This window comes from uncultured Chitinophaga sp. (assembly GCF_902168175.1).
In the GTDB taxonomy this organism is placed as follows: domain Bacteria; phylum Bacteroidota; class Bacteroidia; order Chitinophagales; family Chitinophagaceae; genus Chitinophaga.
Genome location: NZ_CABHOU010000072.1, coordinates 377,028 through 403,013, shown reverse-complemented (window position 1 = coordinate 403,013; position 25,986 = coordinate 377,028). Strand labels below are relative to the sequence as shown.

General features: G+C 48.4%; 21 protein-coding genes. 14 read left to right on the top strand and 7 right to left on the bottom strand.

Features of this window, described 5'->3' with window-relative positions:
- Positions 1-6: 6 nt before the first annotated feature.
- Complete coding sequence (locus QZT80_RS16650) at positions 7-1,260, bottom strand: voltage-gated chloride channel family protein (protein WP_295124401.1); 1,254 nt, start codon at positions 1,258-1,260, stop codon at positions 7-9.
- Between the two features lie 266 nt (positions 1,261-1,526).
- On the opposite strand from QZT80_RS16650, the gene map reads away from it, so the two are divergent.
- The gene (map, locus tag QZT80_RS16645) at positions 1,527-2,291 is read left to right on the top strand and encodes a type I methionyl aminopeptidase (RefSeq protein WP_295124398.1); all 765 of its coding nucleotides are present in this window, start codon (positions 1,527-1,529) and stop codon (positions 2,289-2,291) included.
- 59 nt (positions 2,292-2,350) lie between these two features.
- Positions 2,351-2,782, top strand: coding sequence for a biopolymer transporter ExbD (locus QZT80_RS16640; protein WP_295124395.1), 432 nt, complete (start codon positions 2,351-2,353; stop codon positions 2,780-2,782).
- On the opposite strand, the gene QZT80_RS16635 is transcribed toward QZT80_RS16640, so the two are convergent.
- Positions 2,779-3,678, bottom strand: coding sequence for an NAD(P)/FAD-dependent oxidoreductase (locus tag QZT80_RS16635; RefSeq protein WP_295124392.1), 900 nt, complete (start codon positions 3,676-3,678; stop codon positions 2,779-2,781). The two genes, QZT80_RS16640 and QZT80_RS16635, sit on opposite strands and share 4 nt — an antisense overlap.
- 39 nt (positions 3,679-3,717) lie before the next feature.
- On the bottom strand, positions 3,718-7,482 hold the full coding sequence (locus QZT80_RS16630) for a hypothetical protein (RefSeq protein WP_295124389.1): 3,765 nt from the start codon (positions 7,480-7,482) through the stop codon (positions 3,718-3,720).
- 259 nt (positions 7,483-7,741) lie between these two features.
- Between QZT80_RS16630 and QZT80_RS16625 the strand changes: the two genes are divergently transcribed.
- The 11 genes from QZT80_RS16625 (at position 7,742) to QZT80_RS16575 (ending at position 18,313) form a co-directional block, all read left to right on the top strand.
- A complete protein-coding gene (locus QZT80_RS16625; protein ID WP_295124386.1) occupies positions 7,742-8,290 on the top strand; it encodes a hypothetical protein in 549 nt (182 codons plus the stop codon).
- A gap of 147 nt (positions 8,291-8,437) precedes the next feature.
- The gene (locus tag QZT80_RS16620; RefSeq protein ID WP_295124382.1) at positions 8,438-9,754 is read left to right on the top strand and encodes an AAA family ATPase; all 1,317 of its coding nucleotides are present in this window, start codon (positions 8,438-8,440) and stop codon (positions 9,752-9,754) included.
- A gap of 2 nt (positions 9,755-9,756) precedes the next feature.
- The gene (locus QZT80_RS16615) at positions 9,757-10,977 is read left to right on the top strand and encodes a tetratricopeptide repeat protein (protein ID WP_295124379.1); all 1,221 of its coding nucleotides are present in this window, start codon (positions 9,757-9,759) and stop codon (positions 10,975-10,977) included.
- Positions 10,978-11,196: 219 nt separating this feature from the next.
- A complete protein-coding gene (locus tag QZT80_RS16610; protein ID WP_295124376.1) occupies positions 11,197-12,441 on the top strand; it encodes a DUF255 domain-containing protein in 1,245 nt (414 codons plus the stop codon).
- Positions 12,442-12,524: 83 nt separating this feature from the next.
- A complete protein-coding gene (locus QZT80_RS16605; RefSeq protein WP_295124373.1) occupies positions 12,525-13,091 on the top strand; it encodes an AraC family transcriptional regulator in 567 nt (188 codons plus the stop codon).
- Positions 13,092-13,169: 78 nt separating this feature from the next.
- Positions 13,170-15,374, top strand: a complete 2,205-nt coding sequence (locus tag QZT80_RS16600; RefSeq protein ID WP_295124370.1) for a heavy metal translocating P-type ATPase — start codon at positions 13,170-13,172, stop codon at positions 15,372-15,374.
- A 1-nt stretch (position 15,375) separates the two neighbouring features.
- Complete coding sequence (locus tag QZT80_RS16595) at positions 15,376-15,585, top strand: heavy-metal-associated domain-containing protein (RefSeq protein ID WP_295124367.1); 210 nt, start codon at positions 15,376-15,378, stop codon at positions 15,583-15,585.
- Between the two features lie 74 nt (positions 15,586-15,659).
- Positions 15,660-15,998 carry a hypothetical protein gene (locus QZT80_RS16590; RefSeq protein ID WP_295124363.1) on the top strand — a complete coding sequence of 113 codons (339 nt, stop codon included), beginning with the start codon at positions 15,660-15,662 and terminating at the stop codon, positions 15,996-15,998.
- Positions 15,999-16,043: 45 nt separating this feature from the next.
- Positions 16,044-16,910 (top strand): hypothetical protein, encoded by an 867-nt coding sequence (locus QZT80_RS16585; protein ID WP_295124361.1) that lies wholly within the window; start codon positions 16,044-16,046, stop codon positions 16,908-16,910.
- Positions 16,911-17,426: 516 nt separating this feature from the next.
- A complete protein-coding gene (locus QZT80_RS16580) occupies positions 17,427-17,801 on the top strand; it encodes a hypothetical protein (RefSeq protein ID WP_295124358.1) in 375 nt (124 codons plus the stop codon).
- A 92-nt stretch (positions 17,802-17,893) separates the two neighbouring features.
- Positions 17,894-18,313, top strand: a complete 420-nt coding sequence (locus QZT80_RS16575; RefSeq protein WP_295124355.1) for an SRPBCC family protein — start codon at positions 17,894-17,896, stop codon at positions 18,311-18,313.
- 69 nt (positions 18,314-18,382) lie between these two features.
- Here QZT80_RS16575 and QZT80_RS16570 read toward each other — a convergent pair whose 3' ends face one another.
- Together QZT80_RS16570 and QZT80_RS16565 are read right to left on the bottom strand one after the other, a co-directional pair.
- Positions 18,383-19,693 carry a RagB/SusD family nutrient uptake outer membrane protein gene (locus tag QZT80_RS16570; RefSeq protein ID WP_295124352.1) on the bottom strand — a complete coding sequence of 437 codons (1,311 nt, stop codon included), beginning with the start codon at positions 19,691-19,693 and terminating at the stop codon, positions 18,383-18,385.
- 21 nt (positions 19,694-19,714) lie between these two features.
- A complete protein-coding gene (locus tag QZT80_RS16565) occupies positions 19,715-22,627 on the bottom strand; it encodes a SusC/RagA family TonB-linked outer membrane protein (RefSeq protein WP_295124350.1) in 2,913 nt (970 codons plus the stop codon).
- A 253-nt stretch (positions 22,628-22,880) separates the two neighbouring features.
- Here QZT80_RS16565 and QZT80_RS16560 point away from each other — a divergent pair, with 253 nt between their 5' ends.
- Positions 22,881-23,522: a response regulator transcription factor gene (locus QZT80_RS16560; protein ID WP_295124347.1), complete on the top strand. Its 642-nt coding sequence runs from the start codon at positions 22,881-22,883 to the stop codon at positions 23,520-23,522.
- Between the two features lie 59 nt (positions 23,523-23,581).
- On the opposite strand, the gene QZT80_RS16555 is transcribed toward QZT80_RS16560, so the two are convergent.
- Both QZT80_RS16555 and QZT80_RS16550 read right to left on the bottom strand, forming a co-directional pair.
- Positions 23,582-23,785 (bottom strand): cold shock domain-containing protein, encoded by a 204-nt coding sequence (locus QZT80_RS16555; protein WP_295124344.1) that lies wholly within the window; start codon positions 23,783-23,785, stop codon positions 23,582-23,584.
- Positions 23,786-23,845: 60 nt separating this feature from the next.
- Positions 23,846-25,810 (bottom strand): hypothetical protein, encoded by a 1,965-nt coding sequence (locus tag QZT80_RS16550; protein WP_295124341.1) that lies wholly within the window; start codon positions 25,808-25,810, stop codon positions 23,846-23,848.
- Between the last annotated feature and the right edge of the window lie 176 nt (positions 25,811-25,986).

The window sequence follows — 25,986 nt, the reverse complement described above, 5'->3', positions numbered from 1 at the left end:
ATCCTGCTACGCTTTGGGCGTGCCGATGCGCTGAGCGGTGTATATACCTGATCGTCCGCTAAAGTAGTACGCGGTAAAACAGGCTACTGCGAAGTACAGTATATTATCGGTGCCAAATAACTCGGCCCCCATTAGCGTACAGGCGATAGGGGTGTTAGTAGCACCGGCAAATACGGCAATGAAGCCTAGCGCTGCGAACAGGTCGATGGGTGCGCCCATCAGGACGGCCAGTGTGTTGCCCAAAGTGGCCCCGATAAAGAACAGCGGTGTTACTTCGCCGCCCTTAAAGCCCATGGCCAATGTTACTACAGTAAAAACAGTTTTCCATAACCAGCTCCAGGTGGTAGCGCCACCTTCATGAAAAGCTGCTGTAATGCTGGTTTTACCGGTTACTCCAAGGCCTATATAATCCCGTGTTCCAACCACCCAGCACAGTAGTATCACGAGTAAACCACCAGCCACCGGTATTAGCCACGCCGGTTTTATCAGTTTACCCGCTATCTTTTTCAGGTGATGCATCATGGTGGAAAATAACCAGCTGGCCAGTCCGAAGCAGGCACCGGCCAGTATTACTTCACCCAATAACAACAACCCTTTTGGTGTGATGTCTTTTATAAACGCGGTGGAAATAGCGTAGTGGGTGTGATGAATACCCCATGCCGAGCAAATTACATCTGCAAACACACTGGCGGCAAGGCAGGGCACGAGCGCATCATAACGCATAGCGCCTATCGCCAGTACTTCCAGTGCAAATACGGCACCCGTAAGCGGTGTGCCAAATACAGCACCAAACCCCGCAGCAATGCCACACATCAGCAGGATGCGCCGGTCGTCGGGCATCAGGTTAATGAGTTTGGATAACCAGGCAGCCATACTGCCACCTATTTGTACAGCTGTTCCCTCGCGCCCGGCGGAGCCGCCGAATAAGTGGGTAATCACGGTAGTAATCAACACCAGTGGTGCCATCCTGGCCGGAATGCCAGCGCCTGGCTGGTGTATTTCTTCCAGTACCAGGTTGTTACCCGCTTCTGCATTTTTGCCTAATTTTTTATAGAGGAAGTAGATACCTACACCCGCTAGTGGCAGCAGGTACAGTAACCAGGGGAGTTGTAAACGTGTAGCCGTTGCCAGGTCGAGCAACCAAAGAAACAATGCTACCAGCGATCCTACTACAAAAGCCACGGGAAGCGATAGTAAAGTCCATTTAACAAGGTGATAAAGGAGTGTCAGGCGGCCTGTAAAGTATTTGATCTCTTTCATGATTAGCTGGCTGTCGGCGTTATTGTTCCCGGTGGCTGCCGGAACGGTTGAATAGAAAGAGCGCCATTTCTTTCTTTGACAGCACAAATATAATTATCTCCCCACCAAATCAAATACCTCTGCCAATGCCTGTTTTGCGGTTCTGCCTTTTCGCAACATCTGTTTAGTTCCCGACCCTTTTATTTCGCACAGTAACTAATTACTATACTGCGCACCTCATTCCATATTCTCCATATTCCTTATCTTAGTTGCATAATCAATAGCTTATGTCCATATCAACACAGGAAGAACTGCTGGGTATGCAGAAGATCAGCGACGCCGTAGGCAAAACGCTGAAGATGATGAGGGAGTATGCCAAACCCGGGATGACCACAAAAGAACTGGATGAATACGGAGGCGTGCTGCTCCAGCAATTCGGGGCCAAGTCGGCTCCCAGGCTCACGTACGGCTTCCCTGGCTGGACCTGCATCAGCGTAAATGAAGAAATTGCTCATGGCATGCCTACCGATCGTACGGTACTAAAAGAAGGCGATCTGATAAACGTTGATGTCTCGGCCGAACTGGAAGGTTTTTGGGCTGATAATGGCGGCTCTTTCGTACTCGGTGAAGACATTCATCAGCACAACCGCCTTGTTAACGCATCTAAAGAAATACTACATAAAGCTATCCACAATATCCGCGGTGGCGTACGTATTGCCGAAATAGGCCGCCTGATCGAGAACGAGGCGAAGAAGTCGGGTTACAAAGTAATTAAGAACCTTACCGGTCATGGTGTGGGCGGCGCCTTACACGAGGAGCCACACGAGATCGCCTGCTTTTACGACCGCTTTAACCGCGATCGTTTCCGCAAAAACAGCGTAGTAGCCATAGAAACGTTCATTTCCACCAAAGCCACCTACGCCCACACCCAAGCCGACGGCTGGACACTGAAATCCCGCGATGGCAGCTTCGTTGCCCAGCACGAACATACGATCATCGTTACAGACGGGAAGCCGGTGATTCTTACCGAGGCGAACGGCATCTGGAACTAACCTTATTTTATGGATAAATAAGTACGGGGCATCTTATACGCAACTAAAACGCGTAGAAGATGCCCCGTACTAGTATTATTAGACGCACTGCCTCTGTAAACCTTACTGCTATGGCAGATATCACCTTCGTGCTTTTATGCTTTATAATGTTCACCGGCAAGTTCAGGCCATACGATGATACATTTATAACAGCAGCCACCACAAAGGTTAATTACAATCCCTGTTTAGCAGACTGGGAACATGTATTGCTCGTTAGAGTCAACAAGCATGGCCACATTTTTATTGATTCTTCCGGGCAGGGGAAGCTGCGCCGTGTAAATGCTTCCGGGTTATTCGGGCATATTAAGGCTACCCAGGAAAAAAGGCATCACCGTATTGTACTTAAAATAGACGCAGCCACACCTTTTCCTATCGTAAAGCAGGTGTTTGCTGTATTTAAGAAAGCAAAACAATACAGGCTGCATTTCTATGCAAACCTCGCCACCCACTAAAACATCTGGTCCCGCATTTCCTTATTAGACATAGCTCCGGCCTTTGTGCCCATCGCTACAGACATGGCGACGCTGCGGAACATGTTCGCATTATCACCTGCTGCATATACACCGGGTACAGTCGTTCTTGAGAAATCATCTATTCTCACCAAACCATGATCATCAAATTCACAACCTAACCGGGCAAGCAGATCGGATTTTTGTACGAACGGCAGTTTGCTGTAAAGCGCTGCTAAAGACTGCCTGCTGCCGTCTTCAAAGTTCACCTGGTTAATAAAGCCATTTTCATGTTCCAGCTCCACGATCTTCTTTTCGACGATATTGATCTTATGTGCAGCCAGTTTCAATGCCTGCTCAGCGCTTAAAGAAGAGGGCCCGTTCGTGAACAAGGTGAGTTTATCGGTCCAGTTGCTGATTAGTTTGGCGAATTCGTAAGCCATATCCCCATTGGCCATGATGCCTGTTTCCTCCGCCCGCACCTCGTAACCATGGCAGTAGGGACAATGAATAGCGGTAATACCCCAGCACTCCGCAAAGCCTTTGATATCCGGCATAATGTCTTTCACGCCGGTAGCGAAAATAATCTTCTTAGCCTGGTAAACATTGCCCTCAGCGGTTACCACCTCGAACCCTTTATCCAACGGGGTTATATTACTTACAATACCCTGTTGTAACGCAACCGTGGGGTAGGCGAGTACCTGTTCGCGGGCAGCGGCAGCAATGGCTGCCGGCGTATTACCATCCTGCGTAATAAAATTGTGGGAATGAGGCGTTTGCTTGTTGCAAGGATCGCCGCCATCGATGATCAGAACTCTGCGAATGGCCCGCCCAAGAGCCATGGCGGCCGATAAGCCGGCGTAACTGCCACCGGCGATAATAACGTCATATTGCTGCATAAAGCAAATATAAGTATTAAAATGAACTGATGTTGCAAATTATTCTGTCTTCCAGGGGATTTTATCTTCTTCGGTACGCCTCATATAGCGCATAAAGGCCTTTTTGTTCTTCCTGAGGCCTGCGCTGGCCATCAATCCGCGGAGTGTACTGTTAATCCAGTAGTTCAGGAACATTTTATCCGTATTCCGTTCGTAGAAAATGAATGCATCTTTACTATTCCGCTTGTTCACCAGTAAATTGGCTGCCCAGTTCTTCACTTTTGTGATCAGGGTACGGCGGGTCGTATCGGGCAAATTAAACAGGTTGATACGAAGATCATTGTAAACGAAATACATAGTACCGATAGCTGCATACTGGTGGCCATGCACGCGATAATACAAGGTGTCGGCGGTTCCCCGGGTTACACCGATGCCCGCCAGGGGTGCAGTAATATGAGTAAGGTTGGGAAGGTACATCGGCGCGGCCGCTACCTGTAAGGTAAAGCCCGCCAGACTGTCGGCAAACGACTCGTTATAGTACAATCGCTTTATCTGGTTATTAAACAGTTGTAGTTGGGCGATAATAATCAGGCTGTCGGCCGCGGAGGCATGACGATTACCGGCATTACGCACCAGCACTGTAATATGCTCCACCGGAATATGACTGGTCATATTCGTTTTGGGAGATGTTTCTTCCGTTAATACCAGCGCGTCCCGCACGAGCAACGAATCTACATGAAAGGGGAGGCCCACACGCTGCATTAACTGTGTTAACATTGGTTTTGCAGGGCCGGGAGGCATTGGTTTTCGTTTGTCCTTGGCTGTTGTAAGCTGCGCGCCGTCAAGTGTTACCCTTCGCACTTTCCAGGTACTGTCTTGTTCACGGAGGCCCTGCATGTTCAACTGCGATGCAGTAAATGCCAGGTAAGGTTGCTGATAGTTATGGGCTGCAATAAACGTGGTCTGGCTATCATGCGGCAGAAAGCGGATGCTGTCAACCCGCAGGTGTTGACCTTCCGCACTCCAGCCGATATTATCAACATGAGCCATATTGTTCTTGTTGTGCCAGTCCAGCGGCCCTGTCTGGAAGTTCGTTTTATCGAGAAAGGCCGCCCAGTTCACTGCTTTGCCGGGCGTATGTTTAAATCCTGCATAAAGAAGATCGCCGTTCATATCGTCGAGGCCCAGCTCCATGCTATCCTTTCCCTGCATATGAAATTGCGCCTGGCGCCAGGCGGCTGCTATGTCCGTTACCAGCGACCTGTCGCGGGCAATGGCCCCATTACTCAGTTTGATACTGGTTTTGCCGGCATTTGCCTGCATCGCTTTACCAGTCAGTTCCGGCGAGGGCAGTGTCACATCGATCTGTGCGTAACGTAATGCCTGGGGGCCATTTTTATTGGCAGATAATCTTCGTAAGTCTATATTAATTCCCGTTTGTACTTCCAGGCTGTCGTTACCATGAAACAGGAAACGGCCGTTATTCACCAGCATATGCTCCAGCGTTATATCCAGCGGAATGTTCAGCGGTTTGGTTGTTTTTTTACCGTTGCCCGCATTGATGGCAATCACAGGAGCTTCTGCCTGCATTTGTTGTATATCGATCCGTGTAATGCCGGTAGATCTTATATCCCCCCTGAACTTCAGGCTGGGCACCTGCACATCTGCCCCGGCTGAATGGAAAACCGCTTCGCTGATAAGGCTTTCATTTCTCGTATCGAGCAATATATGTTTAACGCTGGCGGTGGTTTGGTCGTTGCTGAACCGCACATCACTTACTCTTCCTCTTGTGCGTATCCATTTAAGATATTGACCTTCGGATTGCAGGCCATCTACAAACAGTTTTGTTGCACCAAAACCGAGCTTACCATTGTGCGCCAGTGCGCCATCGAAGCTGAGTTTTTCGATACCTGCTTTGCGGATGCGTATTTCGGGCATCGCTTTCTTTTTGTTCCGCGTGGTTTTATGCCCGATGTCAACGGTCAGACTGTTTACATGTACCGAGTCGGCAATGATGTTATTGTCCCGCTGCAAAGCATCCCAGTTGAGGTGGGCCCAGAATATCTGCCGGCCGGTTACATGAATGTTATTGCCTAAATCAAGGTCTAAATCATCAAGACTGGTAAGGCCCCGTGTGCCGTTAATGCGTACATCTTTTGCGCGCAGCGACAGCTTGGGCAGGTCTATATCTATCCGGTCAATGTCCAGCCGGGCAATCGCCTGTTTGATATTGATGAGCGAATCGCTTTTTAGCAGTTCATGCAAAAAGAAACTGGCATTGATGTTTGATACCAGCGCCTTCTCCTTTCCCCTGCCCAATGGCGTATACTGTACCTTTCCGTTGGAGATGTTGAACGTACTTACCTTCAGTAGTTCTCCAACGCCGTTTAGCGTCTGGTAAAAGTTATTGATGGAAAAGCTGGAGTCGTTAGTTTGTTTCGACCGTTTATTTGCATAGAACCTGATTACCGGCGACTCCAGGAAAGCACTGTCGGCAGAGAGCTTACGCATCACCAGGTCTTCTATGTTGATGTTCGTCATCCGCAGTTTGGGCGCTGTAAAGGACAGGCCTTTCTTTTGACGGTTCAATTCAGTAGGGGTGAATACGGCGTTGCTGAACAGTACGTCGCGGCGCTGTAACATCAACTCATCGATCGTCATTTTATACATGCTGTCGGCCGTATAAAAACTAATGCCTTTCAGTTGCAGGTCTATACTATCGGTAGTGAGATGCGGACGTTTTTCATGCTGTATATGAAGATTGTAGATCTTAAGGCTGGTACGTTCTGTAGCATAACTGGCGTCGCGAGTAGAATCATAATCGAGCTTAATTTGTCCTTCGCGCACATCAACATACTTCAGTGTAATACCTTTAAATAAGTTGGACATCGACTGCCGTATAATAGAGCCGGTATCACTTTTTTCTTTTTTATCTCGATTTCCTTTTCGAGGTGAGAGGGTAATTACGGGGTGATAGCAGATGATCGTATCCAGTATCAGTTCGTCTCTTTCATAAATTGCAGCCAGGTCGGTGCTTTTGAAGAACAATTTGTCCACGCTCAATGTCATACCTGCTTTACCATCATGCGGCACCGTAACGATCAGGCACGAATCGGCCTGGAAGAACTGATCTTTCCCGGAGAAATGCAGGCGCCGGAACTTGATCTCTTTTAGTCCGCCGGTCATCAGCCAGCGCTGATCGGTAATCGTAAGGTCCACATCGTCGGCAAACAGGAAGCGGTGATCTGTGGAGTCGCCTCCGAAGTTGGTGGCACTGAGGTTGATCTGGTTAGTACGAAATGGCGGTGCTACAGAACTGGTGTAGCTAAAGGAGCCGCTGTGCAGGTTGAACTTGCGAACATGCAAATGGTGCATCGTTTTGCGAAGCACCTGTAATATTTCCGAGGTTTGCATGGTAACGCCTGTTTTGCGGGCGGCTTTTGATGCTGCCAGGGTTTGCACATCCGGCAGCATGATGCTGAGGCTATCCACCTGCACGTTCTTATGAAATATTAGTTGTTTCCACGAGCTGATGGCGAGGTATACTTCGGGTATCTTAACCTGGTAGCGGGTTACCTGTTCGGAAGTGTCTACCGCGGTCATGGTCGCATTTTTAAGCCGGATGTTTTTCTTCCAGATCGAGAATTCAACATCTTCGGCATCAAAACGGTATTTGCCGTGCGATTCCCGGTGCACCAGCACCTGAATCACCTCTCTGAAACGGTATTCAATGATATAATAGAGAATGAGCCCTATGACCAGGCGGATGGCCAGTAATATCAAAAATCCTTTTAACCATTTTCTTTGCCGGGGAGATAGCTTCATTTGTAAGTTACTGGTATTAAGCCTGGTATAAATATACTGTAATAAACGTTTTAAAAACCCTGCTGGTTCAATTAAGATGAAGTTTACTGCACACGTACAATGCGCGGCAGGCGGCTACCTTCATCATGTTAACTCTTGAAGATGCAACGTATGCCCGGCCTAATGGCCTGTACGGCCGGGCCAACACGTCCCCGCAACTGTATCCGGAGCATATTGCGGGTAGCATCTCTCCATTACAACTATCAAAAACAATGCAGGTATGGTATTATCAGTAAACAGCAACTCCTATGCTATAGACATGAATTCGCAATTTTTGCACAGTTTTAACACCACACTCAATGGTACCAGCTACTACAAACGGGCTTTTGCCGTTTATTGTCAGAAGCTGGTCGCTAAAAAAGACGGAGGTGTGCTGGTCATCGAAGGTTATGGCCATATAGATACCGAACAGCAGCCCCAGAACGGGATAAATTTGTCCATTTACATGGAGCAGATTGGCAGTATATCATCAGAAATACCCATTTTCACTAACCTTCAGGTAGGCCCGGGCCACCATTCCTTTGCATTTAAAGTCGTAATGGGAGTGGGTACAGCCTGTCACAACCACACCAACAACGTTTATTCAGAATACCAGTTATCCGGCGGAGAAAAGCATATTGATGGTATGGCTTTACCCAATTGGGACCGGGTTACCACCGCTGATACCAACATATGGACATTTTCGCTCAAATACCAGGTGCCATCGCCCTACCAGTATGAATTACGGGTGGGCCGCATCGTTACCGAATACCTCGAAACAGGCGAATAGGCCCTTTCATCCATTGCTGATGGCCCCGGCGCATGGCCGGGGCCTTTTTTTGTCCTGCCCGCACATGGCCGCTATTTTGTAATTTTACCGGCGAAATCCCTATTATTACACCCAGTTTAACGAATAGTATACGTGATGTCAACAGAAATGATTAAACAGCTTTTGGAAGCGCTGCAGGTTTCGCCGGACAATGTGCCGTTAAGGCTGCATGTGGCCCAGATGCTGCTCCAGGGATTTGAATACGTGCAGGCAGAAGAACATTACCGCAAGGTATTGGAGCTGCAGCCCAATAACGGGGAGGCGCAGATGGGCCTGGCCCGTACCTTTTACCAGCAGCAAAAGTACTCGGCCGCCGTGGTGGTGTTAGAGCAACTGGAGAACCAGGACCCGGGCAACTTTGATGCCCTGCTGCTTCATTGCCGCACGCTGGTAAAGGAAAACCACATGAACGAAGCCCGCGATATATACCAGCACCTGCTGCAGCTCAACCCCGGTTTCCGCGACGATACCCTGGATGGGCTATTTCGTACGGCACAACAGGGCGTATCGCTCACTGATATGGACATGGAGGATGATGAAGAAACCGAACGCCTGTTTATGCTCGAAAAACCAGATATCAACTTCTCGGACGTAGGAGGGATGGAAAGAGAGAAAAAGGAGATCGAATTAAAGATCATTAAACCCCTTCAGTTCCCCGATCTGTTTAAAGCCTACGGCAAAAAGGCCGGCGGCGGCATACTGCTTTACGGCCCTCCCGGTTGCGGTAAAACATACCTGGCAAAGGCTACCGCCGGACAAATAAACGCGGAGTTTATCAATGTTGGTATACACGATGTACTCGACATGTGGATCGGTAACAGCGAAAAGAACCTTCATTCTCTTTTCGAAATGGCCCGTTCCAACAAGCCCTGCGTGCTGTTTTTCGATGAGGTAGACGCCCTGGGCGCCAATCGTACCTCTATGCGAAACAGTGGTGCCAGCCACCTGATCAACCAGTTCCTGTCCGAAATGGACGGTATTGCGGCAGATAACGAAAATGTGCTGATCATCGGTGCTACCAATGCTCCCTGGCACCTCGATCCGGCATTTCGCCGCCCGGGCCGCTTCGACCGTATCATTTTCGTTGAACCGCCAGAGCAACAGGGGCGTGAGGAAATATTGAAGATCCACCTGAAAGATAAACCGGTGAAAGACGTAGACTACGCCTCCCTGGCCAAAGCATCGGCAGGTTTTTCCGGAGCCGACCTGAAATGTGTGATAGACGTGGCAGTGGAAGAAAAACTCATGGAAGCGCTGGAAACCGGTTCCGCCATGCCCGTAACACAAAAAGAACTGGCCAAAGCAGTAAAAAATCATAAAGCCACTACGCGTGAGTGGTTCAACGCCGCCCGTAACTACGCCTTGTATTCAAACGAAGCAGGTCTGTACGACGACGTATTAAAGTATCTCAACATCAAGAAATAGACATGTCAGCTTTATTAGAGCGTGCAGGTATACTGGTACAACAAAGCCGTTACAGCGACGCCATCAAAACTTTACACCAACACTTATACGAGCATTCTACCGACACAGAAGCGCTCTACCTGCTGGCATTGTGCCACCTGCAGATGGATGCGTATAAAGACGCGGAGGAAGTAATCGAAAATGGATTGAGCATTTCGCCGGATGATGATCGCTTTTTTTACCTGAAATCGCGCTTACTCTTAGATAAAAAAGATTACAAACAGGCGGGCGAATTTATTGCAGAAGCGGTGGCCTTAAATCCCATCATTCCGCATTACTTCGGCGTTTGGAGCCAGATATTGCTGCTGCAGCGCAACCATGCCGAAGCGTTAAAAAAAGCAGAAGAAGGCCTGGCCTTCGACCCAACCGACCAACTGTGCCTGAACATGCGTTCGCACGCATTGTACAACCTCGATCAGAAAGACGATGCGTTTTCCGGTTTACGGGCTGCATTGGAAAGTAATCCGGAGAATGCTTACACCCACGCTAACATGGGCTGGAAGTACCTGGAGTCGGGTAAGCAGGACGAAGCGCTTACACATTTCCGCGAGGCCTTGCGCCTCGACCCCAATCTCGATTGGGCGCGTAATGGAATGGTGCAGGCGATTAAATCGAAGTATTGGCTGTACCGCATGTTCCTGAAATACAGCTTTTTCATGGGCAGGCAGAGTAATCGTATGCAGTGGGTGATACTGGTTTGCGTATTCCTGCTCACCCGCATTGCTAACCAGGTTTCGCCGGTATTGTATGTGATATTGTCGGTCGTTATATTATCTACCTGGCTCATCGGTCCTGTCAGTAACCTGTTTCTTCGGTTTAACGCCTATGGCCGTTACCTGTTGTCAGAAAAGGAAATGCGTATTGCCGAATGCGTGGGAGGATTGCTACTGATCGCAGCCTTAAGCGGCGGAGCTTATGCTTTAGCAGGCTGGGTGTGGTTATTACCGTTGTGCCTTACCACCGCAATGCTTACACTGCCGGTAGCTACCATGGAAAGCCCCGAGCGCCCCAGGAACAGGTGGATACTCCGCGGTATAACGATTGCAATAGGTGTATTAGGTTTGGCGGGCGTAGCCGCAAGCCTGCTTGTAAACGATCCTTTTACCCTGCCGCTGGTGCTGGCTATGCTGTTTACCTTCGGTTACCAGTGGGTCGTCAATGGTATCATCTCCAGGGAAAGATAAAATATTACCTCCGGCGCTGCCTCTTCGCAGCGCCGGACTTTTTTACGGACGGGCGGTGCGAAGAAATGATGGAACATAGCTGCCGAATCAGTTTTAACCCTATTTTTGCTCCGTGATCTATGTAAGCACCACGCTTCCATTATTTTAATTTTTTAGTGATCTATGTATACACCGCACTCCGTGGCGGGTATGTTTATTTATTATTCTAAACCAACTAGTATGACCGCGTTAAAAACGATCTTTCGTTCCGCATTGTTCCTGCTGGTGCCTGTGGCCGTTGCCGCGCAGGACACCGCCGTATTTGTTCATGGTGCCTGGAAAGACGCCATGATTATGGCCAAACAACAAAACAAACCAGTGTTTGTAGACCTCTGGTTTCTCGGCTGCATGCCCTGTAAAAGAATGGTGGACGAAACCTTTGCCCAAAAAGACGTTGCCGCGTACATGAACGCAAACTTCATCTGCTACAAATCAGACATTAATGTAGAAATGGATGGCAAATTACTGAGCCGTAAGTATGGCGCCAGTGGCTTCCCACATTACCTGTACATCAATCCTGATGGTAGCCTTATTGAAGCCGGCAGCGGTTTTATGGGCGCACCACGCTTCCTCGAAAACCTGAAAACAGTAGTCGCCAATGGCAAGGCTGGTAAAGTGAAGAAGTTCAGCAACTCTATGGATATTACTTATCCTGAAGTGTACAACGACCTGTACTTCAAGAAACCCACCGAGCAGTCGCCCAACCGCAAAGAACTAATCAATAAATGGATGGCGGAGCAAAAGGACCTTTCTTCAGAACTGAGTTACCTGATGATGGTGCGCGGTTTCGGCGCACTGGACGAGCAATATGCTAGTTACTTTATAGACCATGCTGTAGAACTGGCCAACGCTTATGGTGCGCGTCAGGTAGGCACCACGGTATATACACGGCTAAGTAAAAAAGCGGGAGAGCTGGGCTCTAAAAAAGATAAAGCGGCCTTTGAAGCGCTGGTGGCCAAAGTAAAACCTGTTTACGATGCACACGACTGGAAGATATTCGGTAAGATCATCAGCGAAGCGTATTACAAAAACACCGGCGATTATAGTGTATACGCCAACTTTATAGAAACCTCCGGCTTTTACACCCTGGCCGATAAAGCCAGTTTTGCCGGTAAAACAGCAGAGTTGGTTAAGGGCAACAAAGCCCTGCTGGCACGCCTCGACAGTTGGATGAGCGAAAATGAAATTAATAACCAGAGCAAGTATGCACTGGAAGGGCTGTATTACACTAAAGCAGTAGTGAAATATTTTCTCGACAACAACGAAGAGGCGAAGAAATACCTGGAGGCCGCTAACAAAGCTGCGCTGAGCCCTAAATCTGCTAACCGGGAAGGCATTGATGGACTTTCGGTAGCGCTGGGTGCCGGCAAAAAGGATTTCAGTCCGAAAGCGCCGTATGTAATGGTGCCGCTGACCATGGACTAATTATTAAGGTTGATAAAGATAGCCGGGGCGCTCCTTTTGGGGCGCCCTTTTTCGCATACGCGAATTATCCTTAATTTTGAAGGATGACACATCTGAACATAAAGAACATGGTTTGTGACCGCTGTATTATGGTGGTTCGTCAGCAATTGGACGATACTGGCATAACGTATAAGCAGGTAAAGCTCGGCGATGTGGAACTGGCAAACACGCCCTCGCCAGAGCAGATGGTGCAGTTACGCGAGCGCCTTACCGGCTTAGGTTTCGAACTGCTTGATGATAGGCGGGGAGCACTTATCGAGAAGATCAAAAACATCATTATCCGCCTCATTCATCACAATAAAGGAGAGGAAATGAATACCAAACTGTCTGTAGTACTGGCTGGCGAGCTGCACATGGATTATCATTACCTGAGCAGCCAGTTCTCCGCTTCGGAAGGTATAACGATAGAAAAATACACCATACAGCAACGTATAGAACGGGCAAAAGAACTACTGGTATACGACCAGTTAACCCTCAGCGAAATAGCCGACAGTCTTGGATATAGCAGCGTACAACACCTTTCGCAACAGTTTAAAAAGGTGACTGGTTTAACACCTTCACAGTATAAGTCTGGCGCCGGCACACCCCGTATACCCCTGGATAAGGTCTGAATTTTATACAACATACTCCCTTAAGTATAACGGTTGCTGCCTGTCCCCATGGTAACTTTGCCTTAAACAAAGGAACCAATGGCCCAACATATCACAAAAGAAACATTCCCCGTACTGGAAATGACCTGCGCCGCCTGTGCGGTAAGCGTAGAGTCGATGCTAAAGGCATCGCCCGGGGTAAAAGATGCGGGCGTTAACTTCGCGAACCAGAACGCCTGGGTAAGCTACGACAGCCAACAAACCAATCCCCAAACGTTACAAACTGCGGTGCGCAGTATTGGTTACGATTTACTGATAGATACGGAAAACCGGCAGGAGAAACAGGCTGCGGCTCAACAGGCGCATTATCAGCAATTAAAAACAAGAACGGTATGGGCCATCGTTTTATCGTTACCGGTAGTGATCATTGGTATGTTTTTCATGAACATGCCTTATGCCAACTGGATCATGCTGGCACTGAGTGCGCCCGTTGTGTTGTGGCTGGGGCGCAGCTTCTTCGTCAACGCATTTAAGCAGGCACGGCATGGTAAAGCCAATATGGATACCCTGGTGGCTTTGAGTACAGGCATCGCGTTTTTGTTCAGCCTGTTTAATACCATTTACCCGCAGTTTTGGCATACGCGTGGATTACATCCGCATGTATACTACGAGGCAGCGGCTGTTATCATTGCATTTATTTCGTTAGGTAAACTGATGGAAGAACGGGCAAAGTCTAACACCTCATCAGCATTGAAGAAACTGATGGGATTACAGCCGAAAACGGTGACCATTGTACATGAGGGCGGCCATATGGCAGAGATAGCAGTGAGTGCCGTAAAAGCAAACGACATACTACTGGTGAAGCCCGGTGAAAAAATACCGGTCGATGGGATAGTAGCTTCCGGCAGTTCATATGTAGATGAAAGCACTATCACCGGCGAACCACTGCCGGCAGCCAAACTCCAGGGCGATAAAGTATTTGCAGGCACCCTTAACCAGAAAGGCAGTTTTCAGCTAAAGGCAGAGAAAGTAGGTGCCGATACCGTACTCGCACAAATCATTCGGATGGTACAGGAAGCTCAGGGCAGTAAAGCGCCCGTACAGCAACTAACAGACCGTATTGCAGGAATATTTGTACCCGTGGTGATCGGCATATCCATACTCACCTTTATTACCTGGATGATAGTTGGGGGGGAGCATGCTTTTACACATGCGTTACTGACCTCTATCACAGTGTTGGTGATTGCGTGCCCGTGTGCATTGGGTCTTGCTACACCTACCGCCGTGATGGTGGGGGTGGGCAAAGGGGCCGAACAGCATATATTGATAAGAGATGCAGAAAGCCTGGAAACAGCGCGTAACGTAGATGCGGTGATACTTGATAAAACAGGTACTATCACCGAAGGTAAACCTGTGGTAACCGATCTGCTGTTTCTTACAGATGGTGATACGGTGAAGTATAAAAGCATTTTACGGGCAATAGAGGCCCAGTCGGAACACCCGCTGGCCAACGCCGTAGTAAAACACCTCGAAGCCGGGCAGCTGCCTTCCGTAAAGCTCACTAATATCCAGAGCATTACTGGTGAGGGGGTGGAGGCATTACATGAAACGGTGGTGTACAAAGTAGGCAATAGTAAGTTAGTAAAGGTGGATGAGACTATACGCGCACAAGCAGAAAAGCTGCAGCAGCAGGCTAAAACGGTGGTGTTTTTCTCAGCAGGCGATAAGGTGCTGGCGCTGATCGCTATTGCGGACAAAGTAAAGGAAGGCTCGAAACAGGCCATTGCTACTTTACAGCAGCGCGGTATAAGCGTGTTCATGTTGACAGGCGATAATCCGGCCACGGCAGCTGCTGTTGCCAAACAGGTGGGCATTACCAGGTATGAAGCGGAAGTGTTGCCAGGCGGCAAAGCCGATTTTGTAAAGCAATTACAAAAAGAGGGCAGGGTAGTAGCCATGGTGGGCGATGGCATCAACGATAGCCAGGCGTTGGCGCAGGCCGATGTAAGTATTGCCATGGGCAAAGGCTCCGACATTGCCATGGACGTAGCAAAAATGACACTCATCACATCCGACCTTAACAGTATTCCGAGGGCACTTGACTTATCCCGCAGAACAGTGCGTACCATCAGGCAAAACCTTTTCTGGGCTTTTATCTATAACCTTGTTGGCATACCCATTGCGGCAGGTATACTGTACCCGGTAAATGGTTTCTTACTTGACCCGATGGTCGCGGGAGCGGCCATGGCGTTAAGTTCTGTGTCAGTAGTCAGTAACAGTCTTTTATTAAAAATCAGCAAATAAGATGAAAACAATGCAATTCAAAACCAATATTAAATGCGGTGGCTGCGTGGCTACCGTTACTCCTTTTCTTGATAAAGTAGTAGGACACGACCATTGGAAGGTAGACACCGCATCTCCCGATAAAATACTTACGGTAGAAACGGAAGATACAAACGCAGAGGCGGTGAAACTGGCCGTACAGGAGGCAGGTTATAAGGTCGAAAGTTTATAAGGAGCGGGACGCCGGCGATATGAATAGCCGGCGTTCTTTTTTTTCGTATCTTCCTGCTCATTATTTATGCTTCCTTGAAAAGACGCCTGCTCTCCATATTGTTTCTCCTGCTTTTTACCGGTTTGCATACGGGCAGGCTGGCCAATTATGCCTGGTGTAAATGGCAGCAGGAAGTACTGCTTGGCAAAGAGGATTGCGGTTGCGACGAACACCTGGTAAAAGCATCGGCCGAAGCAGGTTATGCCAAAGGACTAACCAGTCCGCTTCCAAAAGAATGTCCGCTTGAATTTGAACTCATTACCCCACACGACTTTACGTTACTTAACGCTATTAATACCTCCTGTTTCCCGGTATACGTTACTGTCCTTGCCGAAGGCTGGACAATTCCCGCATTACGTCCCCCTGCCGCTTAGCGGTATATACATGTCTTCTCTTTATTTCACTTAACTCCTGATAACATGAAACTATATATCATGGTAGCGCTTTGTGCTATGATGGCCGTTGCTGCCTGCAACAGCACCAAGCCCGTTACCACACAAAATAAAATTACCCCTACGGATAAATTGCTCGGCAAAAAACCTGTTTCCGCATTGGAAAAGGCCCCGTTTAACGAGTGGTACAGTAAAGAATATAATGGTTATACGCCCGATACCGCCACCATCGAACTGCTAAAACCGTTATTGGCAAGTAAACAGATCACCGTTTTCCTGGGCACCTGGTGTGGCGATAGCCGCCGGGAAGTGCCGCGGTTTATACATGTACTGACAGCAGCCGGCTTCCCGGAGAAACGGCTTACGATCATTACGGTTGATAATACCGCAGAAGCTTATAAACAGAGCCCTGGACACGAAGAGGCCGGGCTGAATATATTTCGCGTGCCTACGTTCGTCGTCAATAGCAATGGAAAAGAGGCAGGCAGGATTATAGAAGCGCCTGTACAAAGCCTGGAGAAAGACCTGCTGGCTATTGTGCAAGGCACTGCTTACACGCCCCGCTATGCCGCCGGGCAGTACTTTATGGACAGGCTGCCTCACAGCCCGCTGGGACAGTTTAACTTCCCTGCTGGCCTTAAAACCTCCGGCGCCAGCGAATTAAATAGCATAGGACTGCTATTGAAAGCCGCCGGGAAACCGGATCAGGCGATGGTCGCTTTCCGGACCAACGCGGTACACTATCCTCAGGATGCCGCTATTCTTGCCAGCCTGGCCTCCGGTAACCTCGCGGTGAAAGATACAGGTTCAGCAAGGGCTAACCTCCTCCGGGCGCTGGAATTGGATCCCGCAAACGAGGCCGCACTTAAGCTTCAGGCAATCATCGGTAAGTAACGACTGCCGGGGCAGGAGGTGTTATTTCCCGAAACAGGATAGAGCAGGATGGTGGATATTTAACAATTATTTATCTTGCTGCTCTTACGTTATAGCCGTTTCGCCAATATTATAGGTTTCACGTTATGAAAACGGCTTTTTCTTCCTCTTCTCTTTTATTTTCCTTTTTCAGTTGATGCGGTTACCGTGGTATCCGGTTTTCCATTTATAGGCCATATTGTTAGTTTGCCATACGGTGTATACACAGCCCAATACTGCTCCAGCCGCTGAAGGGAGTGACCTTTAGGTTTGTTGCGCGGTACAACAGGTGATTGCGTAGTGCGAGACGCTGCGGATGCTAAACTATATTGTGTGCCCGCTAACGCGGGCAGTGGTGCTTAGTTTCTGCCCAATAATGTTCAAACAGCTGAAGGGAGTGACACAACGGCGGCAAAATAGCAGTACCGGAGCTGGTCCCATATATTTAACATTCATTAAAAACAAATTGAATATCTTTAGCTGGCAATCGATATTCTGATGAGTAATATTATTTATGCCAGCATTACGCTTGTACATGCAGGTAGAACCATTCCGCTTTCGGTCCTGGTGAACAGGAGTTTCCATTCGCTGGCGCTGAACGAGGCCTGGCAGGCGGAGCTGAAATTGCCGGTGATTGCAGCTAAGGAAGTGAAATTGAGCAATGGCGAGGTGCAGTTTTGTAATATTGCCGGACCGCTGACCGTTAGCTGCCTGGGGCGCGAAATAAGCTGTAATGTGCTTATTTTGCCCGGCGATACACCACCTTATCTTGGTTCCGGACCTTTACTGGAACTGGGGTTGTTAGTCGACGCAGAAAAAATGGAAGTGGTAGTAGACAATACACCTTCGCCCGGAGGCAAAATCTATTTGTAAAACTGTCGTTTGCGCCCCCCCAATTCGTCGTTTCCAGCCACCTCTATCGCCAAAAAAGCACCCTATCTTTATGGTGTTAAAAATTAAAAGAAATGGAAACAAGAAACCCAATTACTGTAGAAAGTACTGTTAACGCACCCGTTGCCAAAGTATGGGAAGTATGGAGTAGCCCTGAACATATTATGCGATGGAACAACGCATCGCCAGACTGGCATACGCCATTTGCAGAAAACGACCTGCGTACCGGCGGCAAATTCACTTCCACGATGGCCGCGAAAGACGGCAGCATGAGTTTTGATTTCGGTGGTGTATACTCCAAAGTAGAACTGCACAAAGAGATTGCTTATGACATGTCTGACGGCCGTAAGGTGAAAGTATTGTTTACGCAGGATGGCGAAGGTACCAAAGTGACGGAAACCTTCGATCCTGAAGGCACTAACCCGCTGGAGATGCAGCAGGCAGGCTGGCAGGCTATCCTCGACAATTTCAAAAGTTATACAGAATCGCTGTAAGATACATAAAGGGTGTCCCTTTGCGGGGACACCCTTATTTACAATTATGGCATAGATGAGAAAACTTACTTATTTGCCACTTCCTTCCGACAAAGGCAACGGCAGTTGCTCCCACACATCATCATTCGCACGGTCTTTAGGTAATTGCGCCAGCCGGCCGTACCTGCGCATATCCACCCAGCGGTGGCCTTCTCCAAATAATGAATAACGGCGCTGTTTAAGCAGCTGGTCCAGCAATGCTTCTTTTGTCATGGCCTCGGAATATACAGGCAGACCATGCCATGCGCGCACCTGGTTTAAAGCGTCGCGGGCATCGGTGAGGGCATTAAGCTGAATTTTGCTTTCGGCATACAACAGTACCAGTTCCTCGTTGCGGATAATCGATACCGGGTCCGTTTCGCTTTTATACAACCAGAAGTCGTAAGCACCGGTAAGTCCGGCCTCGCTGGCTGGTGTAGTACGCAATGCTGCTTTGGCAATACGGTTGTCGCCGGCTTCCATATCGGTGATATAAGAAGGATGTACTACGCGAATTTCACCATTTTCATTCTGCGGAAAATACAAGGGGTTGATTACATCGCCGGCAGCTAATGCGTATACATGAAAGGCGCCATTATCCGGGTTTGCAGTGAGGTTCAGGAACGAACCGTTAAGTGCTGTTTGCACATCCGCCCATTTTTCCCGGTAAGCAGCTACACGGGCGGCTATCGCGCGGTTAAACTTGCGGAAACCTGCTTCGTCGTCCAGACCGGCGAAACCAGAAGACAGTTCAAAAGTAAAGTCAGAAGCAGCCAGGTTTGCGTCTGCTTCGTCCAACAGGGCGGCGATATCCTCCAGTGCTTTATCCTTAGTTACAATCGGCCCCAGCTTGCGATAATCCGTCACATCCGTGCGGATGCCGTTTTGGTACGTAAGATTGAGGTTCAGCAATAATTGGTACGCGATAATGGTTTTAGCAAATCCATAATAACCATTACGCTGCTCTGTGGCAATAGCTTTGGAGTTTTTGGCACCCTTGATCAACAACAGCGCATTACGCACCGTGCTGTAACGGTATACCCATGGACGGTTCCCGTAAAATGAAGTAGGGTCGAGTGTAAAATCGGCAAAGCCCAACACCTCGCCCGTCCACCTGGTATCGGAAGCAGAGAAACGGTAAAGCTCCCGGCCGATCACACTCACTGTTTCAATGTACAGATCTAAGTCTACCCGCATAGCCGACTCGGTACCAGTTACCAGGTTATTGAGTTCGGGGATGGTGGGATTTTTGGTGATCTGGTCCATCGTAGGGGCATTGGAGTTGTTGATGGCATCCTTATTACAGGCGGCCAGGAAACCTGCCGCACAAAACATCGATATCTGAATTAGTTTTTTCATCATGAATCTTTTTAAGTTCCTGTGTTAGAAATTAAAGGCAAGGTGGAACTGCAAACGTTTCGTAGCAGGGTATGGCGCCACGTCTATACCAGTAGAAAAGCCTGTACCGAAGTTGGACACTTCCGGATCGTAGCCTTTGTATTTAGTCCATGTGAAGTAGTTGTTGGCAGATGCGCCGATGGTAATACCTTCCATGAATTTGAGGTTTAACGGCAAGCGGTAATACAGCCCCAGCTCACGAAGGCGCAGGTAACTGGCATCCTGTACGTAAGAGGAGAACCCGTTTAACCGGTTGCGTCCACGTTTTTGACCATTGGCTTCCAATACATCAAAATCGGCACTGGTACCACCGCCATCGTTCAGCAACTGAGTCAGGTTTACGTTATCGCCACCATTTTTCCAATGGAAGAAGAAACGCAGGCTAAGGTTTTTAAACAGGGTCACTTCGTTAAACCAGCTGGCCTGGAAGTCGGGCTCTGAGTTACCTACCTGTGCGGTATTACCTTCCGCATCTATTACGCCAATGATCTGTGTGGCTGGTTTTCCTTCCTCTACAAAGTAGGTGCCGTACGTTGCGCCGAACGAACCACCGGGATCAAAAGCAGGGGTGTTTAATTCCAGTACGGTAGAGCGGTTAAACCATACGTTCAGGTTAGAGCCCCAGCGGATGTTTTTAGTACTTACCGGAACAGTACGCAGACCTAATTCCAGTCCGCGGTTACGCAGTTTGCCGCCATTGATCCATTCTACCGCAAAACCTGTAGAGCCGGGAGGTTCGGCCTGTAACAGCATGTTACGGATTACTTTGTTGTAGTAGGTAGCTTCCAGTGAAATTTTACCATCGAGGAAACTGATGTCTACACCACCTTCCAGTTCTGTTTGTCTTTCTGGTTCAATGTTTTCGTTACCCAATACAAAGTAGATAGCGGAACCTGGTTTGCCGCCAATATTACTGCCGGTGAGTGTGGTGAACCGGCTGTTAAATGTAGGTAACCCGTTGCCTTCGCCATAGGCTACACGCAGCTTCAGGTCGTTTAATATACTGTTGCTCCAGCCTGCCATTTTGGTAAGGTTCCAGGCGATGTTAGCTTTGGGGAACAGGTAATATTTTTCGTGATCACCGTTGTTGGTCGATTTATCGAAACGTATACCGGCGGTAAGGTTCAGGAATTCTTTGATGGATATTTCCTCCTGCACGAACAAACCATCGTTACGGAAACTGGTACGTGACTGCGTTACATCAATGGCGCCGGCCTGGTCAAGACTCGTTTGTTCGCCGATTAGCTGTGTAGCCACGTTCAGTATCTGATCGAAGTTGCCGGTTTCGTGTGTAAGACCTAAGGTGCTGGTAAACGACAGGTTACTTTTAGTGCTGATCGTATTTACCAGGAAGGCCGACCAGTTAGTAAAGAGGTTGTTGGCATTACCCTGTACGTTTTGTCCGCGTGTAATACTTTGGAATTGCAGGGTAGAAGGGAACAGCAACATGGACTTCATGTTAAAATAATCCACGCCCGCACGGCCAATAAACCGGGTGGTAGATAAAGCAGATTGCTGTAAAGTAGCTTCGAGATTAACACCGCCTACAAACCTGTTTACCAGTTCATTGTTCCGCATTTTGTCGCGGGTTTCCAATGGATTGGAAGATGCGTAACGGTTGCGGGGATAAATACCGTTTTCGTTGGGATGTAATTCCATGAACGATGGTGTAGTGGAGAGGGCTACACCGAAGGTAACACCGCGGTTGTCGTTATTGGTAATGCCACGGTCGGTGGAGCTGCGGATGTAAGTAGAGGTGAGACCTATCTTCACTTTGTCTGACAGGCGATGATCCACATTCACCCTAACGCTGCTGTTTTCATAACCAGTGCGTTTGATGATGCCATCTTCATCTTTGTTGCCTGCACTAAACAGAAACGTTGTTTTTTCGTTACCACCGCTGGCGCTCAGTGATGTATTACGCGTAAATCCATCGTTGCCATACAACTCTTTCTCATAGTCATATATTTTGCCTGCAGCCACGGCAGCCTGGTAATCGGCCAGGCGCCAGCGTGTACGTTCGCGAACACGGTCTTCGTTCAGTTCGCGTGTACCCAGTAAGTGACGAACAGATATTACGCCGAGGTCCTGGTTCAGGCTTATTTTTGTTTTGCCTGCGCGTCCCTTTTTGGTAGTAATAACCACCACACCCGCAGCCGCCTGCGAACCGTATATGGCCGAAGCAGAAGCACCTTTCAGGACTTCTATGTTTTCAATATCAGCAGGATTGATGTCCGCTATCCTGCCCGGAGCGTTATCCTGGTCGGAGGTGGGAGCGCCGCCACCTGCGGCAGTAACAGCATTAAGACCGCCAGACACTGCGCGGTTGCTTATGATTACGCCGTCGATCACGTACAATGGTTCTGTACTACCATAGAACGTAGTAACACCCCTTAGTTTTACCGAAATACCACCGCCAGGCGCACCAGAGTTGGCAACAATATTAGCGCCGGTAATTTTTCCGTTCAGTGCCGCATCAAAAGTTTGTGCAGGCGCTGTGCCCGATAATTCTTTAGCAGATACAGTAGCTACCGCGTTCGCCAGGTTACGGCGTTTTACGGTGGTAGCCAGGCCGGTAACAATTACCTCATCCAGTTTCGCCACATCTTCCTGTAAACTCACATTTACTTCGCCAGATGCGCCTACTTTAACCGTTTGTGATTTGTAGCCGGTGAAGTTGATGGTAACATTACCATCGTCCGGGGCAGCGATTTCGAATTTGCCTTCCGTGTTGGTAACGGTGCCTGTTTTGCCTTTGTTAACGGTAACAGTTGCGCCGGGGAGTACGGCGCCGTTACGATCGGTTACAGTTCCTGTAACTTTTTTTTGCTGGGCATGCAATACAATGGACAATGTAAGGCATAGCATTGTAAACACTCCAGCCAGTTGTTTTTTCATTTTGGTTGTCATTTAAGGTGATTTAAACTGCTATTGCTACACTTCAGATAGATGGGCCAGCGTCTTTCATTGGCAGGTTTAGATTGTTCAGTATCCACTGATGGTTCCATATGCAAAACTAGGGCGCACGTTTTGTGGTATATTGTATGGATCACCTATTTTTAGAGCTAAGTGTTTACACGTACGATAATCTTTTTTGCATCAGCTAATATTGCATATACCCCACACTACGGAAACCACAAAGCAGTATTTTATGATGCCGGTTAAGATTTATTTAGTAGATGATCACCCCATAGTAATAGACGGATTAAAATCGAGACTGGGCAGAGTTCCCGGTATAGATATCGGTTTTACAACTAACAGCGGTCTCGCGCTTGTAGCCTGCCTCGCCACGGAGCCTCCCGATCTCGTACTGATGGATATACAGTTGCAGGACATCTCCGGAATTGAGTTATGCAGGATGATCGTGAAAGATTATCCGCAGGTAAAAGTGATTGTATTGACCAGCCTCGACGATGCACATTACGTACGTCAGATTATCAGAAATGGTGCGATGGGTTACGTACTAAAAAACACGGATCATAATACCATACTGGAAGCCATTTATAAAGTAATGGACGGCAAACAATTTCTTGATGAACAGATACAACAGAAATTATTACATGAAGCAATAACGGGGCAGCGTACAAGCCGTTATGAAATACCTTTAACGAACCGGGAGAAAGATGTTTTACGATTGATCGCGGCGGAATATAACAACCACGAAATAGCCGATGAATTATATATCAGTTTGCGCACCGTGGAAGCACATCGTTTTAATATCGTGCAAAAGCTGGGGGTTAAAAATACCGCGGGTTTGGTGAAGGAAGCAATGAAGAGGGGACTGATCAAGTAGTATAAAAGAGAAAGCCGGTCCAAGAACCGGCTTTCCAAAAAGGTATCGTTAAGCTAAACTTAGTCAATACGCCTTACATTAACGGCATTCTCGCCTTTCCTACCTTCCTGCAATTCAAACTCTACGCGGTCGTCTGCCTGGATCTCGTGTACGAGGCCTGTTACATGTACGAAAGTTTCTTTGTTAGTTTCTTCATGTTTAATGAAGCCAAAGCCTTTTGTTTCGTTGAAGAACTTTACAGTTCCAATGAATTTTGTGTTCATTTGATAAATTGAATTAAAATTATGGATGCGAATGTAGTCTTTATAAACGGACATGCCAAATTATAATTCAATAAATACCGGAATTTCTGTAAGTATTAACGACAATTTATCATTCTCCACCGAAATACTTTGCGTAGTTGTAACACGCTGCCCTTCTGCCAAACGGTGCAGTTTTACCTGTTTTGTACCGGCTGGCAACCGGAGGGTAAAAGAAATTTCTTTCCCGGCCTCTGTAGGGGAGTAAAGTACATATATCTTTTTTTCGTTGTTGGTGTAAAGGTCGGCCACCGGGTTATTACTCTGGGAGGAGGTATATACACAATTTCCGATCAGCGCATTGGCCTGCATCAGGAAGTCGAGGGCAGGCCTCCGCTTCCTTGCCGCCTCGTCGGCCAGCCCGGTGGTGCAGAATTGGCAGGATTGCCCCGCATTATCATCAAACAACTGGTAAAAGAACAGGCGATCGATGCCTTTTCTCGAATAAAGCAGGGAGGTGCGGAGTATCCAGTCGGCCTGGGTTTGTAATACGCTTCGTTTTCCCACGGCAGGTACATGCTGCGGCGACTCCTGGTGTATATCGTATCCGGACTCTGTTACCCATATTTCCCGGCCGCCTGCATAGCGGTGAGAAAGTTCCAGGAACTTGTCTGCAATATCGCCGAGCCGTGCCACTTCGGGTGCCATGCCTGTTTTAGCCTCGCCATATTGCACTGAACCGGCATCGTTGGCGTACTGGTGGTAATTAATCACGTCAAAACACAGATTTCCGCCTCTGAATTCGTTACACCAGTCGATAATCGCCCGTATATAATCAGGTTCAGCAGCAGCAATGCCGCCGATTACCACCTGGCAGGTCGAATCGGCCGCTTTAACGCCCGTTCCGGGGCCCAGGCGGCCCTGATCGCCATCGTAGAAGGCGGAGAGGTTGGCGGCATATTCCCGCCCCGTTTGGTATGCCTTTCTGCCCGCCCACCACTTATCACGTTCATTATCGCACTCAATGTACCGTATCAGCCCTAAGCCTATTTTACGCTCATTCGCCCGTGTGCCCGGACCAAACTGAGGTTTAAAGTCCACTTTTACCAATCTGGGATCTACGTTTTTATTGCTGCCGTAACGCGCCGTATACTGAAACACCGCCCGTGCCTGTTCGATATAGGAAACGGGCTTTGTCAGATCAAGCCCGTAGCGGGTTGGTACATTCCCATAATCGCGGTCCTTTTCGGGATATGTGTTGATGATGAATTCGGGGATCGTTTTAAAACAGGCGAGGATCTCTATGCTATTGCTTTTCATGGCCTCATACATCCGGTCGTAATCCCAGGCGCCCGAGCGGGTTGGACTAAAAGTATACTTACCCGGACTATGTTCCAGTTTTTCCCAGTCCATATAATGCCGGAAGGCCGTCAGTGGTTTTAGCAGTTCGAACTTTGATTCGTCAATTTCTCCGAACGTCACCTCGTTCGCCGGGTCCTTTAAAACGTTCCATTCAAACCCGTTAACGCCCAGGAAATAGCTGAACGGCTTATGTTGTGGCGCGGGGAGTTCCGGCTCTTTATAAGGCTTAAAATCGCCCATTAACTGCATCTCATTAGGAAAGAGATTTCCTTTTTCGATCACCAGGTACCGGGCTTTTACCGGCGCTTTCAGGTTAACCGTCACCCATTCATTGTACGCATCGCCGGTGAAGGTGGCGATTAGTGTCTTTTTCCAGCTGTCAGGCGCAATCACGTAAAGTTTGAACGGCCTGCCTTCGGCGGTACCCATGCCATCGTAAAAACGCACCTGTGATATACTTACACCCATCTCCTTCGGGAATTCGTAACGTATTTCTGCCGGGTAGGCCAGCAGGTGCCAGGTTGGTTCAGGACGAGTATTAATGTCATGGTCGATGAGCTCATGGAGGCTTTTGGTGGAACTTACCACCTGGTAAAATCGGCTCAGGGTAAGAGGAATCTCTTTCGGCAGCGCGGAAGCGATGCCGGATAACAAAAGGCTGAGTATGACAGACAGGACGCGCTTCATATAGCGAAATGTTTTTGCGCGACAGGTAAAATGATGTGTATGTGCAGTTTATATTTTTTCATGTTGAGTATTTGGTCACGCCGTTTGTTTAACCTTTCTCCGGCAACAATGTAAAGGTAAGGGGTGGAGCGGCCCTCTCCAAGTGCGGTGTCGGGAACTGTCGTGATTGCCGCGGA